Source organism: Pseudoalteromonas sp. 13-15, assembly GCF_001468205.2.
GTDB classification, from domain to species: Bacteria; Pseudomonadota; Gammaproteobacteria; order Enterobacterales; family Alteromonadaceae; genus Pseudoalteromonas; species Pseudoalteromonas marina.
In genome coordinates this window covers 396,399-410,987 of sequence record NZ_CP019163.1, presented here as the reverse complement: position 1 = coordinate 410,987, position 14,589 = coordinate 396,399, and the positions used below count along the sequence as shown (strand labels likewise).

The following is a 14,589-nucleotide window of genomic DNA, read 5'->3' as shown; positions in this document are numbered from 1 at the left end:
CACTGCACTCTATAACTTTGCAATTTAATAATCTGAGAAAATTATGACAATTCAAGCACGTTTTAAGGATGAACTTTTTGAAAAGGATACTTCAATTGCATCTGTAGCATTGGCTGCAATAAACACTAAAAATAAGCAGGCTCAGCCTGAAAAACCAGATGCGCATGGCTCATTAACAAGCTTAATTAACGAGTTACTTATTCCGTTTAAAGGTTACGGATTAAACGATCTTAATAACGCTAATTTAATGAACCGTGTAGACAGTAAGTTTATGCTGCCACTGTCTTTTTTACCTGAGCTACTTACTCATATACAAGGCCAGTACCGCGTACTTGATATACAAGGTAAGCGTTTATTTTCTTACTATAATCAGTACTTTGATACACCCGAACTTGATTTATATAAAGCCCACCATAACGGTAAGCTTAATCGCTACAAAGTGCGCCAAAGGCGCTACGTTGATACAGCCACCGAATACCTAGAAGTAAAACTAAAAAACAACCAAAGCCGTACGGTTAAAACACGCATCAAGCTCGAAAAAAACAATGAGCAAGCCCATTGTACTGCGTTTATGAAAGAGCAAATGAAAAACAGCTTTGCACATCTAAACGTAACCCAGCAAAGCGGCTATAACCGCATAGCCTTAGCCAACGAAGAAAAAGCCGAGCGCTTAACGCTTGATTTTAACCTGTGGTACAACACCCCAAAAGGCGATAACAAAATAACACTACCGGGCTTTTTTATTGCCGAACTTAAGCAACGTAAAAAAACAAAACACTCGCCATTTTATAAACTTATGAGCAAACACCACATATTCCCAGCCTCGTTTAGTAAATACTGCATTGGCTGTGCTTTGCTCTACCCCGAGCGCTTAAAAGTAAACCGATTTAAACCTGTTTTAGCCCGTTTAAAACACCTTAACCGCACTAACCCACTATTACCTTTAGAGAATAATTAAAATGACCAAATTAGATCTTATTTTTCTTTCCCGCTTTTTAGTAAACATCCTATCGCTGGCTGTACTTTGCTATGGCTGTTACTTTCGCGTAAGTAAAAATGCAGTGGTGGCAGGCTCGTTTATTTTATTTGGCGTAGGCGTTTTTATTATTACCTTTTTGCTGCATGGCGTTGATATGTCAATGGAATTTGCATTTGGCCTATTTGCCGTATTTACCATGCTAAGGTATCGCACTGAGTCTATTTCTATTAAAGAAATGACTTACTTATTCCTTGTTACTGCCATTGCTTTACTGACCTCTGTAGGGCAAATGAGCCTAATTGAGCTAAGTATTCTTAATGGCATAATTTGCTTAATTGCCTTTTTGATTGACTCAAGCGTATTTGTAAAACGCTACGAAGTACAAAGCGTTTGCTACGAGCGCATAGAAAACATAACCCCGCAAAACCAAGCAACACTCATCCATGATTTAAAACAGCGCACAGGGCTAAACGTCGTTGCCGTAGATATAGAACACATCGACTTTTTAAGAGACGTAGCACAGCTAAAAGTAAGTTACCTAGCCGAAAAACAAACGAAGGCGGCCCAACATGACCTCTAAACAAACGATTACTTATGCGGCACTTTCAGCTCTTTGCTTTGTTAGTAACACAAGCTTTGCCAAAATTAACGACGATATAGACCTAAGCGGCTATATCATGCTCGACTACAACAAGTTTGATAGCTCATTATTAGAGGGGCAATACGAAAGCAGCGATTCAGAAAGTACCTCTGAAATACGCCGCGCTCGCCTAAGTTTTAAATCAGACATAAGCAAAGACTGGAAAAGTAAATTTCAACTTGGCTTTGCCGATGGCGAAACCGAAATAAAAGACGCCTACCTAGAATACTCTGGCTGGAAATATGCCGATTTAACCATAGGCCAACAAAAAGAAGGTTTTGGCCTAGAAAAACTAACCAGCTCGCGTAAATTGCTAATGCTTGAGCGCAGCATGATAAGCGAAGCGTTTTCACCAGGGCGTAGCTTAGGTATTCGCCTTTCCGGGGACATAGCCTCTGTAAATTGGCAACTAGGTTATTACAAGCCCGATGAAGACGAAGCAACGTCTGCTATTACAGGGCGCGTAGCTTGGGTGCCATGGCAGCAAAACACCAACCTTTTACACCTAGGCGTCGCATTTAGTGAGAGGCAGTACGACGGTAACGAATTTAGAGTGAATGAACCTCTTGAAGTTTATACCGCCGACTCATTAATAGAAGGCGATAAAATTAATGCCGATAGCCTCTCGCAACAAGGCGTAGAGCTACTATGGCTTAAAAACAGATTTACCATGATGGCCGAGTGGCAACAAGCACAAGTAACCAGTATTGAAAATACAACTAACGATTACGAAGGCGGCTATTTGCAATTTGGTTATCAGCTATCGGGCGGATACCGTAAGTATAAAAACGCAAAACTAGGCGCAAGCCCAGAGCCAGGCTGGGAGCTCACTGGCCGCTATAGCCTACTTAAGCTTAAGCAAGAAAACCAAGACGCAAAAACCTACTCCCTCGGCGTTAACTACACCGTAAACAAAAACATAAAATTTATGGCCGACTACATTAAAGCCGATTACTTTGAAGCAGGCGGTACTATCACATCGGGCAATGCAATCTCATTAAGGCTGCAGTATTCGTTTTAATGCGCTTTGTAGTTTTAAGCCGGTTAATCTAAAACTACAAAGCCCTGTGTTAAACGTAACGTTTAGCACAGGGCTTTTTAATTAAGCTGTTATGATCAATATAATAAATAAACTGCAAAAAGGTTACTAATGAAGCTGGAACTCATCCCACTAACTTAAAAACTTGAGCTCATTTCCAAGCCAAGCTCTCTCTGAGCGGGCAACTGTGGGGCTAATGGATGAAGTAAAGCTTGCCCCCTGTGGCTTCAAAGTGATGAGGAGGTGTCCTCTAAAACGGCTGAGGAGCACTTATCGTTTCATGTTCTTGTTATGTTTATTGTTTTCAAAGTAACAACATATGTATTAATGAAACAACCCAAAATAATATGCTGGTAAAGAGAGGGCTATAAATAAAATACCTAACCCCGCACCATTACCTTCAGCTAGACGAGCATTTTCTTCATCACCTTTGTGGTATAAAACATCTGCATAATGACCTACGGGAATGATTTTAGAATGAAATGAAGTTTTAGATTTAACAACATAGGTAGAGCCATTAACTGTAAACTCAAAGAATGGCCTATACGCTTTCCTCTTAATGTTATCAGTATCTTTAGCAATGTATTCCTCATAACGTAGAACTCTGCCTTTAATCTTAAGTGCGTTCTTATTGAAGCGTCGGTAGTCGTAGCATACATAAATGCCTAGCGCGCTAAAAATAACCCCGCCAAATAATGGAATAATATTCATTTGTCTCTCCTTGACAGTATTCAGAGTGTAAACCGACCCTGCGATGAAACATAATGCCTTAAGAAGAGGCGTCGCTTGCGCCGCCCTTCTGGCTTAAATTGTTATGTGGTAATGGTCTGCTTATCATTTGCCAAATACTTAAACAGTATACAAAAACAATAGAAACGCCTACTGCCAAAATACGTGATTCTGGGAATGAAAACCACATAACTAAAATTAACGCAGTACGTAATCCCGCATGAATTAGCCCTAAAGGGTGTTGAATAATCCACGAGTACACTACCCAATGCAAACCTAAACCAATACCAAGACTTAAAGTTAGGAACTCAGGAGCATATAAAAATAATGGTATATGGACTGCCCATAACAAGTTTACCATTAAGACAGAAGCGCCCATAAGTTTTGCCAAAGGATTTTTTGAAGAGAAAACAACTTCTTTGGTTATTTTTGATATCAATAAAGCAATTGGAAAAATTAACCCTGAACCAAAAAGTAACACTAACAACCCCGTACTAACAGGAACCTGAGTTGATACTATTGCCACCACAAGCCAATAAATAGCTCCCGCTATAGGCATAGATAATGATCGTTTAGCAGACCATTCAAAGTCTGCTCTTAATTCTTCCAATGTCATACTATTTCCTCAATCCTTCATTTTACATAACGAGACTGTAGAACAACTCCAACTGGCTATTTTTTAAAAAATGAGTAAACCTACTGCCTCAACAACCGCATAAGGGGCTGATAATAACTTGCTAAAATGTGTTGCGAAGCGGAACTGAGCAAGCTTTTAGCAGTCCCATTTCTTAATGCGCTTGTTATATTTGCCTTTTTAACTCTTCGTAAATTTTATTAGCGTAATTATTCATTTCCTGAGTAACTTCAACTTTGTTCCAAGAATCTGATTCAGCCCACGCATAAATGCCTATATCCGAAGAATATAGGATAATTATGTTTGACTCTTTAAACCAATCAACTCCCCAATAATGAACATGGGATACGCCAGTTCTGATTAAATCACATTTCTCAGATTGAGCTTCGCATACATCGAGATAAACTATCGAGTCGACTACTTCAGGCATTAAAACATAAAAGTCGTCATTGGATTTGATGGGAGCAAGTTTGTAGTTTGAACATCCAGACAAAACGAAAATTAATAGAAAGAGAATTTTACGCATAAACTTCCATGTAAATACAACTTGAACCTAACGGACAATAATACTGCGGTAAAGTGCGCAGCACCGCAGTGTTATTGCCCCAGTGACCGCAGGGAACGAGTTAAGCGCCTTGTCATGTTTTGCTGTTTCTGACTAGCAAATACACTCCAAAAATTACTGAACATATTCCAATTCCTGCAGCTAAATAAACGTGAAAATAAAATTTATCTGGGTTATCTGCCAATGTAACTAATACTTCTTTGCTTCTATGTTTATGAATGATGCCTTTTTCTTCTGCCAAAAAGCCACAAAGAACAAAAAACGCCCCGACAGCAATTATGAAGTAAGATTTGAAATCACTTTCTTGGTTGCCCATTTCAGCTTCTAACTCGCTGAGAACTTCATCATTAGACCTTTCTGGTTTAGAAAGCTCATCTTTAAGCTGTCTGTAGTTCTCAGGAAATTTTTCACTATCAATGCTATCCAAAGCTTCGTATAGCTCTTTTAGGGAGTATTTTGAATAGTCTATTTTTTTACTCAAAACAACCTCTGAAAAACATAACGCCTCGATAAGAGGCAATAAAATAATTGGTTATACTTTAGCGAGGTACGAGTGACAAGCCAATGATTTTATGTCCTTTTACTTCATCGACTTGTTAGGTGACGTTTTCTAATGCGTACACAGTCCAAACTAGATTACTGACTTCTGCTACGGCGAAATCAACTCGCTTACCACCAAATTCTACAAAGTAAGTTCTCATCAAATGAGATTGATTACTGTGTTGTGGATGAGGAGCTTTAAAATTATCTAACTCTGACTTTATCCAGTCGAGAGACCAAATGTTAATTCCTTCAATTGACTTCGTTTGACCTTCAAAATTAATGTCGTGAAACTTCCAACTTTCCATAGTCACCTAACGCCCAATTAACAGGCAAAAAATAGTTGGTTAAAATAAGCGACGAAGAAGCAAAACCAACTGTTTTTGTCCTTGTTTAATTGTTTGTTAGGTAACATTTACCACGTTAGCCTTACTTTTCGACTGCCATAACCAAATAGAAGAACCAATACAGAAACCTAGAAATAATGTTTGAAGTTGTAAAGCAGAACTATCCGAAAGAACGTTTAATAAATAAAAAGCAACAGAATTAATTGCTACGTCGCTAAGCATTATAACCAGTGTTAACACCAAACCAGCGTTACGCCATTTAATTAACAAGTAAACAGCCACAATATCTATAACAGCCAACGCTGTCCAATAAATATTAACCCATTCAGAAGCAAATTTATAAGGCAAGAATCCATAATATAAATTATCAAATATGTGAGTTGCACCACCTATAAATAGGCAGAAACACAAAACGAAAATTACTACTCTATCCATGAGTCTATACACCTGATTTGTTACCTAACGCCCAAATAAGGGGCTGATTAACAGTTGGCTAAAATGTTAAGCGAAGCGAAACCGAGCCAACTGTTAGCAGTCCCGCTTAATTTTCTTGTATGGATAATACATCCATCTTAATTACTATTTAAACCCCTTTCGGGTAATGTGAGACCCAGGCTTAAGCAGCAATTTAAGCTTTCCTTGTCGTAGTTCGATTGAGCAAAGGCTCCTCTGTTGAGAGACCGATAACAAGAACGAACGCGATAAAGGACTCCAAGCACCACACTCGAATAGTCTACTGGGTCTCGAACCCGCATTATGCAAGTAAGAGTTAGCTTATTATGAATACTAAAACAAATCAAAACATAAACGTAGGTGTTGATACCGGAAAGTACCAACTCGATATTTATATCCGTCCATTGGACATTTACTTCACTGTTCCAAATGATGATAAAGGCATTAAAGAAGCCGTCAAAACGATTAAGAAATATAAGCCTGAGCGCATCGTAATTGAAGCCACTGGTAGGCTTGAAATGCCCTTTATTTTGGCTTGCGCTAATGCCAATTTACCTTTCACAATCGCTAACCCTATTCATGTTAAACGGTTTGCGGGAGCAATAGGTCAACGAGCCAAAACCGATAAGCTTGATGCGCAATTAATTGCGCATTATAGTGAAGCGATTAAACCTAAATTATCACAGCTTAAGCCAGATACCATGCAGGCAATGAGTGATTTAGTGACTCGACGTAACCAGTTGCTTACGATGCAAACAATGGAGAAAAATCGCTTACAAATAATGCCCAAAGCATTGGCGATGACGATCAAACCAGTACTAACTTTATTTAATAATCAGATAAAAAAGATTGAAGAAAAAATCGTTAAACTCATTGAAAGCTGCCCTGAATACCAGGCTAAAAATACGATATTACAGAGTATGACTGGTATTGGAAAAATAGCTGCTGCATCAATCATCAGTAACCTACCTGAGCTGGGTTACATCAACAGCAAACAAGCAAGTAGCCTGATTGGTGTTGCCCCAATGAACCGAGAAAGTGGTCGATATAAAGGCCATCGAAAAATTCAGGGGGGTCGACCTCAAGTGAGAACGGTTTTATACATGGCGATGATGTCAGCGATGCAATCAAACCCAGTTTTCAAAGTAACATATCAACGTTTATTGGCAGCAGGGAAACCCAAAAAAGTAGCCATCATCGCCTGTATTAGAAAGATGATTGTGATATTAAATTCGATGCTAAGAGACGGTGTAATGTGGGAAGCGCCAAAAGTTAATAATTAACTATTGACGCCATAGTCTCTTGTTAGGGTTTTATTGACTCAATAGTTGCACTTAGCTGACCCATAATTAACCCAAGGCAAAACTCTAGATTTATTGATTCATCTTCTTTTAACTCAATATCCTTTTCAATGCCGTTTGAAGCGGATGTAATAAACTTAGTAAGTTGCTTGTCCAAATCACTAGGTTCAAGATTGTGAGCAATCATGTTTCTCAATTTATTTAAGTTAATTATTGATGGGAATAAATTGGGATGGCAAGGATCATCCAAAAATGCTTGAACAATGCGAACCAATTGAGAAAAACTAAGCTTTGCTTTACACAGTGAAGAATAATCAAAAGCAATAATTTCTAAAATCTGATTGAGCTGCTCCTCAATAACTAGATGAGATCTTAAAATAGTTATTACGTTTGGAGCTACGTCTTCAATGTAACTTTGATATTTCAACGCTAAATTTTTATCCATAAATGCCCAAGACTTCCGAAAACCCTAACATGTTTATAGCGAGCGAATCGCGCGTTTTTCTACCACGGCGGAGCTCGTTTTTCTTGTTTGTTTATTAGTAACAAACTTGCCAACTAATTGCCAGCGTTATTAAAATCCTTCAGTGATCGCTTTTCTTCATAGTATAAAACGAGCAACGGGGTCGTTTTATTGACTATGCGAGCGACCGTACTATGGCTGTATATATACAGCTAAAATTCATAGAATTGAAAATGAAAAATCGCTCTGAGTATATAAATTATATTGCTGCCTACATGCTTACCCCACAATATTTATAAGCACTATTTATAAGCACTATTAATACCCTTTTAGGCTGGATCGAAAATTTCACATACTTTGACAACAAACGTCACCTAAATTCAATGAAAACCTTATAACGATCTTTTTTTGATCAAAAAGCAGCGATTATCCGATTAAGTGCAATTTGTCATAAAACTGCAATCTAAGTAGGCGATAATTTAAACTCAAACTGTATTTTTTATAATCTAGAAGACGAAGTAAATGACCACACCTCTAGTGCAACTAACATTTGCACTGCAATCACTTGATGATCCGATGTCTGCGGCTATGAGCCACACCATGGAATACGAAAACCTTTCGGTACAAGCCAATGCGCTTCATGCAATTACATTGCAATGCGATTTGCCAGATGCTGTACATGAAGGTGATGTTATTTCGCTGAGCGCAACACATCCAAGTGCCCGTGGCGCTCAGTATTTTACTGAGAGCGTTATTACGCAAGCAGATTTAGAGCGTGGTTACGTTAACCTTACTTTAAACAAAATTACCCATAGCCAATGTTTTGTAATGCAGCTTATGTTGCACGGAAAATACGCTACATTAAAAAATAGCCTTCAGTTTGATATGAATATTAACGCATTTGAGGGCGGCTATAACGCGCCACTTGTAAATATCGAGCAGTCAAAACCACACGGTTTTCGCCGATATTTTGCAGGGGTAGGCTCGACCTTTTTATCATTGTTTTAAAACGCTTTTATCAATAGCGGTTAGTCGGGAAAACTTATTTTTCCCATAGTCACTCCCGCAATACCTTGCGCGTTATTATTAAGGTGTTGCTGCTCACCTGCTAGGCATTCGTTGGCTAAAATAGCAAATAACACGGCTTCTTTAGCATCGGGATCTATTCCTAATACCTGTGTGTTTTTAAACGCCTTAACCTCTGAGCAAAGGTTTAAAAGCTGCTCCATTAATAGTGGGTTATGTATTCCACCACCACTGGCATACACCACACAATTTGCCTCGTGTTTAGCACACTTTTTTATTGCATCGCTTATTACATTAGCACTAAATGCATTGAGTGTTGCCATTACATCGTGGTGGGTTAAGTCAAGCGTATTGGTGAGTGCTTGAGCCGCTTTTAAATACGCTAAATTAAACACTTCTGGCCCTGTTGTTTTGGGCATGCTTAAATTAAAAAAGTCATCTGCGCATAATGCATGAAGTAAAGGCATATTTACTTTTCCTGCTTTTGCTATTTTTGCACCGTCGTCAAAATGCATCCCCTCAAAATATTTTTGTACGTAGGCATCCATTATTGTATTACCCGGGCCAATATCAGAGCTAAATACACTGTTTGCATCACCGCTTTTGGGTAAAAAAGTTAAGTTAGCTATGCCACCCATGTTGAGTAAAATACGGTTTTCAACAAGGCTTGAAAAAAACAAGTAATCGCCATATACCGCAAGTGGGGCACCTTCGCCTCCTGCGGCTATGTGTTTTTGCCTAAAATCGCCAATAGTTGTAATGCCGGTAGTAACGGCTATTTGGTCGCTGTCGCCAATTTGTAACGTGCCATTAGTAAAGCTTTTATGATTATGTTGCGACTGTGGGCAGTGGTAAATTGTTTGCCCATGACTGGCTATAACATCAATTGTACTAGGGTCCACTTGCCACATTTTTAAGCACTGATTAACCATATTGCCATGGAGCTTACCTACCCAAGGGTGCAGTAAGGTTACTAGTTCTAAATCGCACTCTCGCTTTGCAAATACCTGCTTTATTTTGCTTTTATAATCGTCGCTATATTCAACGGTGGTAAAATTTAATATTTCAATATGTGTGTTTAAGCCCGCGCCGCTTACCTTACACAGCGCTACATCGAGCCCATCTAACGAGGTACCACTCATTAAACCTACAATTAAACGGCTTGGCTTTTGGGCACTATTATATAGGGCGGCTATGTGTGGGTGCATAAAAGGTATCTTAAACAGTATTATATTTTGCTTATATTAGAGTACTTTAAAACAAAGTTATAGGCGTAAGCGGTTAATCTTTGTGATTGTGCAATCTCTAATTGCTTGCTAAGTTAAACCGTATTCAGCCCATACTTAATTAAAACAATGATTACCCTAAGAGACTTTAAACCAAAGGACGCGCCACACATTATTAATACCTTAAACGATGAACAGGTGACCCGCTTTTTATCGTCTAAAATTCCATTTCCGTATACCCAAGCCGACGCCGATTGGTGGATAAACCAAGGCTCTAAAAGTGGAATAGTTAAGGCCATTGTTGTAGATGAGCAATTTGCGGGGTGTATAGGCATAACGCCCGGAGAATTCGAGTATAGCCGCAGTGGCGAAATAGGCTATTGGCTTAATAGTGACTTTTGGGGGCAAGGAGTCATGACTCACGCTATTACAAAAATTTGCGATGACGCGTTTAAAACCTCAAACCTAAACCGTATTTTTGGCGCTGTATTTGCTGGTAATACTGGTTCTATAAAGGCACTGACTAAATGTGGTTTTAAGGCCGAGGCCGTTCTTAACCAAGCCATTTATAAAAATGGCGCATTTTACGATAGTCATATTTTTAGCAAGCTCAAATGAACCGTTTAGAATAATTACTCCGCTTAAGGTTGAATTAACAGCCCCTCGCCCAAAACTCCTGTTGTAAGGTACAAATTTGTACATACATTTACCACTTAGCGCGCATTATTGTTTATGCCAATCGGGTTATTAAACGCATACACATTCGTTAAGTGGGTTCATATTCAAAAGGAGAATTTTATGTCTGCAACTAGTCGTCAACTTACTTTGGCATCACGCCCACACGGTGCTCCAACCGATAAAAACTTTGAGCTTAAAACAGTCGATTTACCAGCCCTAAAAGATGGCGAAGTACTGCTGCGCACTATTTATTTATCACTTGACCCATACATGCGTGGCCGCATGAGCGACGCAAAGTCGTACGCCGATCCGGTAAACGTGGGTGACGTAATGGTTGGCGCTACCGCGTGCCAAGTAGAAGAGTCTAAAAACGATAAATTTAGCGAAGGCGAGTGGGTACTTGCCTACACAGGTTGGCAAAGTTACGCCATTAGTAATGGCGAAGGCCTTATGCAATTAGGCAAAGAGCCTGCTAATCCTTCGTACGCGCTAGGCATTATGGGTATGCCGGGCTTTACTGCGTATATGGGCCTACTTGATATTGGCGCACCTAAAGAAGGCGAAACCGTTGTAGTAGCCGCAGCAACGGGGCCGGTTGGCGCAACTGTTGGCCAAATAGCTAAAATTAAAGGCTGTAAAGTGGTAGGCGTTGCTGGTGGTAGCGAAAAATGTGCCCATGCAGTTGAAAAACTAGGGTTTGATGCCTGTATTGATCACAAAGCCGATGACTTTGCAGAGCAGCTAGAAAAAGCATGTGATAACGGTATAGATGTTTATTACGAAAATGTGGGCGGTAAAGTGTTTGATGCCGTATTACCATTACTTAATACCGCAGCTCGTGTACCGCTTTGTGGTTTAGTATCGCAGTATAACGCTACAAGCTTACCTGAAGGCCCTGACCGTATGGGTATGCTAATGGGGCAGTTGCTTACTAAACGTATTAAAATGCAAGGCTTTATAATTTTTGACGACTACGGCCACCGCTACGATGAATTTGCCCAAGACATGCAAAAGTGGCTGCAGGATGGCAAAGTACAATACCGCGAGCACATGGTAGAAGGTATTGAAAACACTGTAAGCGCATTTAACGATATGATCAGTGGTAAAAACTTTGGTAAAACCGTTGTTAAAATCAACGATGCACTTTAACTAAAATATATAAACACAGCGTTGCTGCAACCAGCAACGCCAACAAGGACTGACATGATAAAACTACACCATTTAAATAAATCGCGCTCAAAACGTATTATTTGGCTTTTAGAAGAACTAGAAGTTGATTACGAAATTGTTGCTTACCAACGTAACAAAGACACATTTTTAGCGCCTGATGAGCTAAAGCAAGTTCACCAACTCGGTAAGTCGCCAGTTATTGAAGACGATGGGTTAATTGTTACCGAATCTGGCGCTATTACTGATTACTTAATTACTAAATACGGTAGCGGAAAGTTTGCACCAAAGGCTGGCACCGCTGACTACGTTGATTACCAACAATGGCTGCACTTTGCTGAAAGCTCTGCCATTTTACCGCTACTACTTAAAATGTTTGTGCTTAAAGATGGCGCTAAAACACAATTTTTAGAAGGCTACGCCGACGCTGAAACCGCGAAAGTAATTAGCTACTTTAACGACCGTCTAGAAGGTAAACGTTATTTAGTTGGCGACACCCTAACCGGCGCCGATTTTATGATGTCGTTTATTGTTGAAATTGTTAAAAACTCAGGCCAGCTAGGTCACTTTAAAAACCTAGTAAAATACGACGAGCAATTACAAAGCCACGAGAAGTTTCATACGGCTAATGAGCTAGAAGCTAAATACGACTAATTTTATACGCCTATGACTGTGGAAACACAGTCATAGCAAACATTTTTGCTGCTCTGTTTTATTGACACTAATTTGCTCAAGCGTATTAAAATTCAATTAAAAATAATTTACCTGGATCATTGTGCTGTAGAGTAAAACTCTAAAGTTCTCATTTTTAGTCAACCAATCGATAACCCACGGCCGGTTCAGTTAAGATATATTTTGGACTAGCGGGGTTAGCCTCAAGTTTTTGTCTGAGCTGTGCCACATGGACTCGGACGTATTCAGGGCGGTCTATGTATTGGGCTCCCCAAATATGGCTTAAAATTGCATTATGGGTAAGTACTGTATTTTTATTCTGGAACAGTAATAATAGTATTGCGTACTCTTTTTTAGTGAGTTTTATCTCATTTCCAGAAGTGGTTACTCTGTGCTTTTGTGGATCTATTTTTATATTCCCGCAGGTAAATGCCACACTCGGCTGGCTTTGGCTGCGTAATAAAACCCGAATCCGGGCTAGCAACTCATTGGCGCTAAACGGTTTGGTAATATAGTCATTTGCCCCATTATCAAGCGCAGTGACCTTTTCAACTTCGCCATCTCGAGCCGACAGCACTAAAACAGGTAAGGCACTCCATTGTCGAAACTCAATTAACCAGTCTTGACCATCCATATCTAGCAGGCCTAAATCTAATAATACAAGATCGTAACTTTGCTCACTTAAACGTGCAAAACCATCTAATCCTTTATCACAAATGCTTAGCTCGTAACCACTGGCTTGCAACAAGGTTTTTAAAAAGCTTTGTAGAGGGGGAGAATCTTCTAATACCAAGACTTTAGTCATTACTTTTTTCCCAGATTAACTTTGCGTACGCCATATTTGTTTCGTTATTAATTGTTAATGTAAATGTGCCCTGGTGAAATTTAGCAACCACATCACAAATAATACTGCCTAACCCAACACCTTCATCGCTACTTGTTTGCGCTTTAATGATCACGTTATTAGTGAGAATTAGCTGATAACGTACCTTTTGCTGATTGATACTTTGCGTAAATTCAACGCTCACCTTTTTATCACCATAACGCCATGCATTTTCGAGCATATTAGCCAGTGCAATTTCTAACAAAGTCACATCCCCTACGCATTTTGATTGAGCGTCTATATTGGTATTTATAACAAAATGAGTGAGTTGCTTCTGTCTGCGAGCTTTAGCTTCACTAAGTAGTGCTTGTAAGTTTATTGTTTGCCAACTTAGGTTTTCACCCATTTTGTTAACTCGGCTTAACTCCATTACTTTATCAAAGTGCTCATTTAGTATTTTACTTTGCTCATAAATATTACTCGCTTGCTCTTTTATCACGATGTCACTGAGGGTAATCTCATCATCTGCAAGCATGCTCGATGCGCCCATAATAGTCGCCAGTGGTGTACGTAAATCGTGAGACAAACTGCGTAAAAGTGCATTTTTAGCGCGCTCTAATTCCGCTTGTACCGAAATAGCAGCCGACTGTTGGCGTAATAACGTTTTTTCATGTACCTGATAAAGAAGCGAAATAGCGGTGTCAGCAAAGGATTTTTGCCCTTGCGTTAACCGTTTAGTAAAATTAAACCCGCCCCAGCTAGGGTTAACCTCACTAAGCAATATAAACTCACTATTGCCCTGCGATGCTGCAGGTATAAATGTACAAGATGCGTTTAAATGCTTACTGATGCGCTGCACAAAGTACTTTTTTTGTTCATCCAGCGTATCTAGACTGTTTAAGTCTTTGGCCAGTTCGTACAAGGTGCGACTATTACTTGCATGTAATTGCACATCCCTAACTTTAGTACTGAGCTCCCCTGCCAATTGGCTGATCACAAAACCAACAATGAGCATAACCATAAAGGTTACTAAATATTCTATGTTTTCAATATGAAAAGTAAAATTTGGGGCAACAAAAAACCAATCTGTACACGCCACACTCACTAAGGTGGTCAGTATGGCAAGACGACGATTACTGCGCACAGCAACCCAAGTCACCCACAATAACTGAAGCATCACGATATCGGTGGTAGTAAACCAATTACGCACAGGGTAAATGGCAATAACAACAATTAATGGCATTATTACTGCCAAAAACAATGCGTTATACCAACGTGGTTTCGCCTCTGCCTGATTCATTAATTAT

Annotated in this window: 18 protein-coding genes; 8 read left to right on the top strand and 10 right to left on the bottom strand. The window is 39.4% G+C overall.

Translation table 11 applies throughout. The features are described 5' to 3' along the window. Nucleotides 1–43 precede the first annotated feature (43 nt). From ATS72_RS17350 to ATS72_RS17340, 3 genes are read left to right on the top strand one after another with little or no spacing between them, the layout of a single operon-like run. Entirely contained in the window at nucleotides 44–958 is a 915-nt protein-coding gene (locus ATS72_RS17350; protein ID WP_058430351.1) for a polyphosphate polymerase domain-containing protein, read from the top strand. A 1-nt stretch (nucleotide 959) separates the two neighbouring features. Next, nucleotides 960–1,559 carry a DUF4956 domain-containing protein gene (locus ATS72_RS17345; protein ID WP_058430352.1) on the top strand — a complete coding sequence of 200 codons (600 nt, stop codon included), beginning with the start codon at nucleotides 960–962 and terminating at the stop codon, nucleotides 1,557–1,559. Continuing rightward, nucleotides 1,549–2,640, top strand: coding sequence for an OprO/OprP family phosphate-selective porin (locus ATS72_RS17340; protein WP_058430353.1), 1,092 nt, complete (start codon nucleotides 1,549–1,551; stop codon nucleotides 2,638–2,640). Before ATS72_RS17345 ends, ATS72_RS17340 begins: the two co-directional genes overlap by 11 nt. 342 nt (nucleotides 2,641–2,982) lie before the next feature. On the opposite strand, the gene ATS72_RS17335 is transcribed toward ATS72_RS17340, so the two are convergent. The 6 genes from ATS72_RS17335 to ATS72_RS17310 all read right to left on the bottom strand — a co-directional run bounded on the left by ATS72_RS17335 (nucleotide 2,983) and on the right by ATS72_RS17310 (nucleotide 5,908). After that, complete coding sequence (locus tag ATS72_RS17335) at nucleotides 2,983–3,369, bottom strand: hypothetical protein (RefSeq protein WP_058430354.1); 387 nt, start codon at nucleotides 3,367–3,369, stop codon at nucleotides 2,983–2,985. A gap of 58 nt (nucleotides 3,370–3,427) precedes the next feature. Continuing rightward, on the bottom strand, nucleotides 3,428–4,003 hold the full coding sequence (locus ATS72_RS17330) for a DUF7010 family protein (protein WP_058430355.1): 576 nt from the start codon (nucleotides 4,001–4,003) through the stop codon (nucleotides 3,428–3,430). Between the two features lie 184 nt (nucleotides 4,004–4,187). Further along, nucleotides 4,188–4,547, bottom strand: a complete 360-nt coding sequence (locus ATS72_RS17325) for a hypothetical protein (RefSeq protein ID WP_058430356.1) — start codon at nucleotides 4,545–4,547, stop codon at nucleotides 4,188–4,190. A 112-nt stretch (nucleotides 4,548–4,659) separates the two neighbouring features. Then, on the bottom strand, nucleotides 4,660–5,067 hold the full coding sequence (locus ATS72_RS17320) for a hypothetical protein (RefSeq protein WP_058430357.1): 408 nt from the start codon (nucleotides 5,065–5,067) through the stop codon (nucleotides 4,660–4,662). Nucleotides 5,068–5,182: 115 nt separating this feature from the next. Next, nucleotides 5,183–5,434, bottom strand: a complete 252-nt coding sequence (locus ATS72_RS17315) for a hypothetical protein (protein ID WP_058430358.1) — start codon at nucleotides 5,432–5,434, stop codon at nucleotides 5,183–5,185. 96 nt (nucleotides 5,435–5,530) lie between these two features. Then, complete coding sequence (locus tag ATS72_RS17310) at nucleotides 5,531–5,908, bottom strand: hypothetical protein (protein WP_058430359.1); 378 nt, start codon at nucleotides 5,906–5,908, stop codon at nucleotides 5,531–5,533. A 344-nt stretch (nucleotides 5,909–6,252) separates the two neighbouring features. Between ATS72_RS17310 and ATS72_RS17305 the strand changes: the two genes are divergently transcribed. Continuing rightward, nucleotides 6,253–7,209: an IS110 family transposase gene (locus tag ATS72_RS17305; protein ID WP_058430360.1), complete on the top strand. Its 957-nt coding sequence runs from the start codon at nucleotides 6,253–6,255 to the stop codon at nucleotides 7,207–7,209. Between the two features lie 22 nt (nucleotides 7,210–7,231). Here ATS72_RS17305 and ATS72_RS17300 read toward each other — a convergent pair whose 3' ends face one another. Then, complete coding sequence (locus tag ATS72_RS17300; protein WP_058429417.1) at nucleotides 7,232–7,672, bottom strand: hypothetical protein; 441 nt, start codon at nucleotides 7,670–7,672, stop codon at nucleotides 7,232–7,234. Nucleotides 7,673–8,212: 540 nt separating this feature from the next. Between ATS72_RS17300 and ATS72_RS17295 the strand changes: the two genes are divergently transcribed. Next, complete coding sequence (locus ATS72_RS17295; RefSeq protein WP_058429416.1) at nucleotides 8,213–8,698, top strand: hypothetical protein; 486 nt, start codon at nucleotides 8,213–8,215, stop codon at nucleotides 8,696–8,698. Nucleotides 8,699–8,718: 20 nt separating this feature from the next. Here the strand turns inward: ATS72_RS17295 and ATS72_RS17290 are convergent, their stop codons facing one another. Continuing rightward, nucleotides 8,719–9,924, bottom strand: coding sequence for an anhydro-N-acetylmuramic acid kinase (locus ATS72_RS17290; protein ID WP_058429415.1), 1,206 nt, complete (start codon nucleotides 9,922–9,924; stop codon nucleotides 8,719–8,721). 147 nt (nucleotides 9,925–10,071) lie between these two features. On the opposite strand from ATS72_RS17290, the gene ATS72_RS17285 reads away from it, so the two are divergent. The 3 genes from ATS72_RS17285 (at nucleotide 10,072) to ATS72_RS17275 (ending at nucleotide 12,441) form a co-directional block, all read left to right on the top strand. Then, a complete protein-coding gene (locus ATS72_RS17285; protein ID WP_058429414.1) occupies nucleotides 10,072–10,560 on the top strand; it encodes a GNAT family N-acetyltransferase in 489 nt (162 codons plus the stop codon). Nucleotides 10,561–10,740: 180 nt separating this feature from the next. Then, nucleotides 10,741–11,769, top strand: a complete 1,029-nt coding sequence (locus ATS72_RS17280; protein WP_058429413.1) for an NADP-dependent oxidoreductase — start codon at nucleotides 10,741–10,743, stop codon at nucleotides 11,767–11,769. Between the two features lie 54 nt (nucleotides 11,770–11,823). Continuing rightward, a complete protein-coding gene (locus tag ATS72_RS17275; protein WP_058429412.1) occupies nucleotides 11,824–12,441 on the top strand; it encodes a glutathione S-transferase family protein in 618 nt (205 codons plus the stop codon). A gap of 154 nt (nucleotides 12,442–12,595) precedes the next feature. Here ATS72_RS17275 and ATS72_RS17270 read toward each other — a convergent pair whose 3' ends face one another. Continuing rightward, nucleotides 12,596–13,264, bottom strand: coding sequence for a response regulator (locus tag ATS72_RS17270; protein ID WP_058429411.1), 669 nt, complete (start codon nucleotides 13,262–13,264; stop codon nucleotides 12,596–12,598). Beyond that, nucleotides 13,257–14,582: a DUF4118 domain-containing protein gene (locus ATS72_RS17265; protein WP_058429410.1), complete on the bottom strand. Its 1,326-nt coding sequence runs from the start codon at nucleotides 14,580–14,582 to the stop codon at nucleotides 13,257–13,259. Before ATS72_RS17265 ends, ATS72_RS17270 begins: the two co-directional genes overlap by 8 nt. Nucleotides 14,583–14,589: the final 7 nt, after the last annotated feature.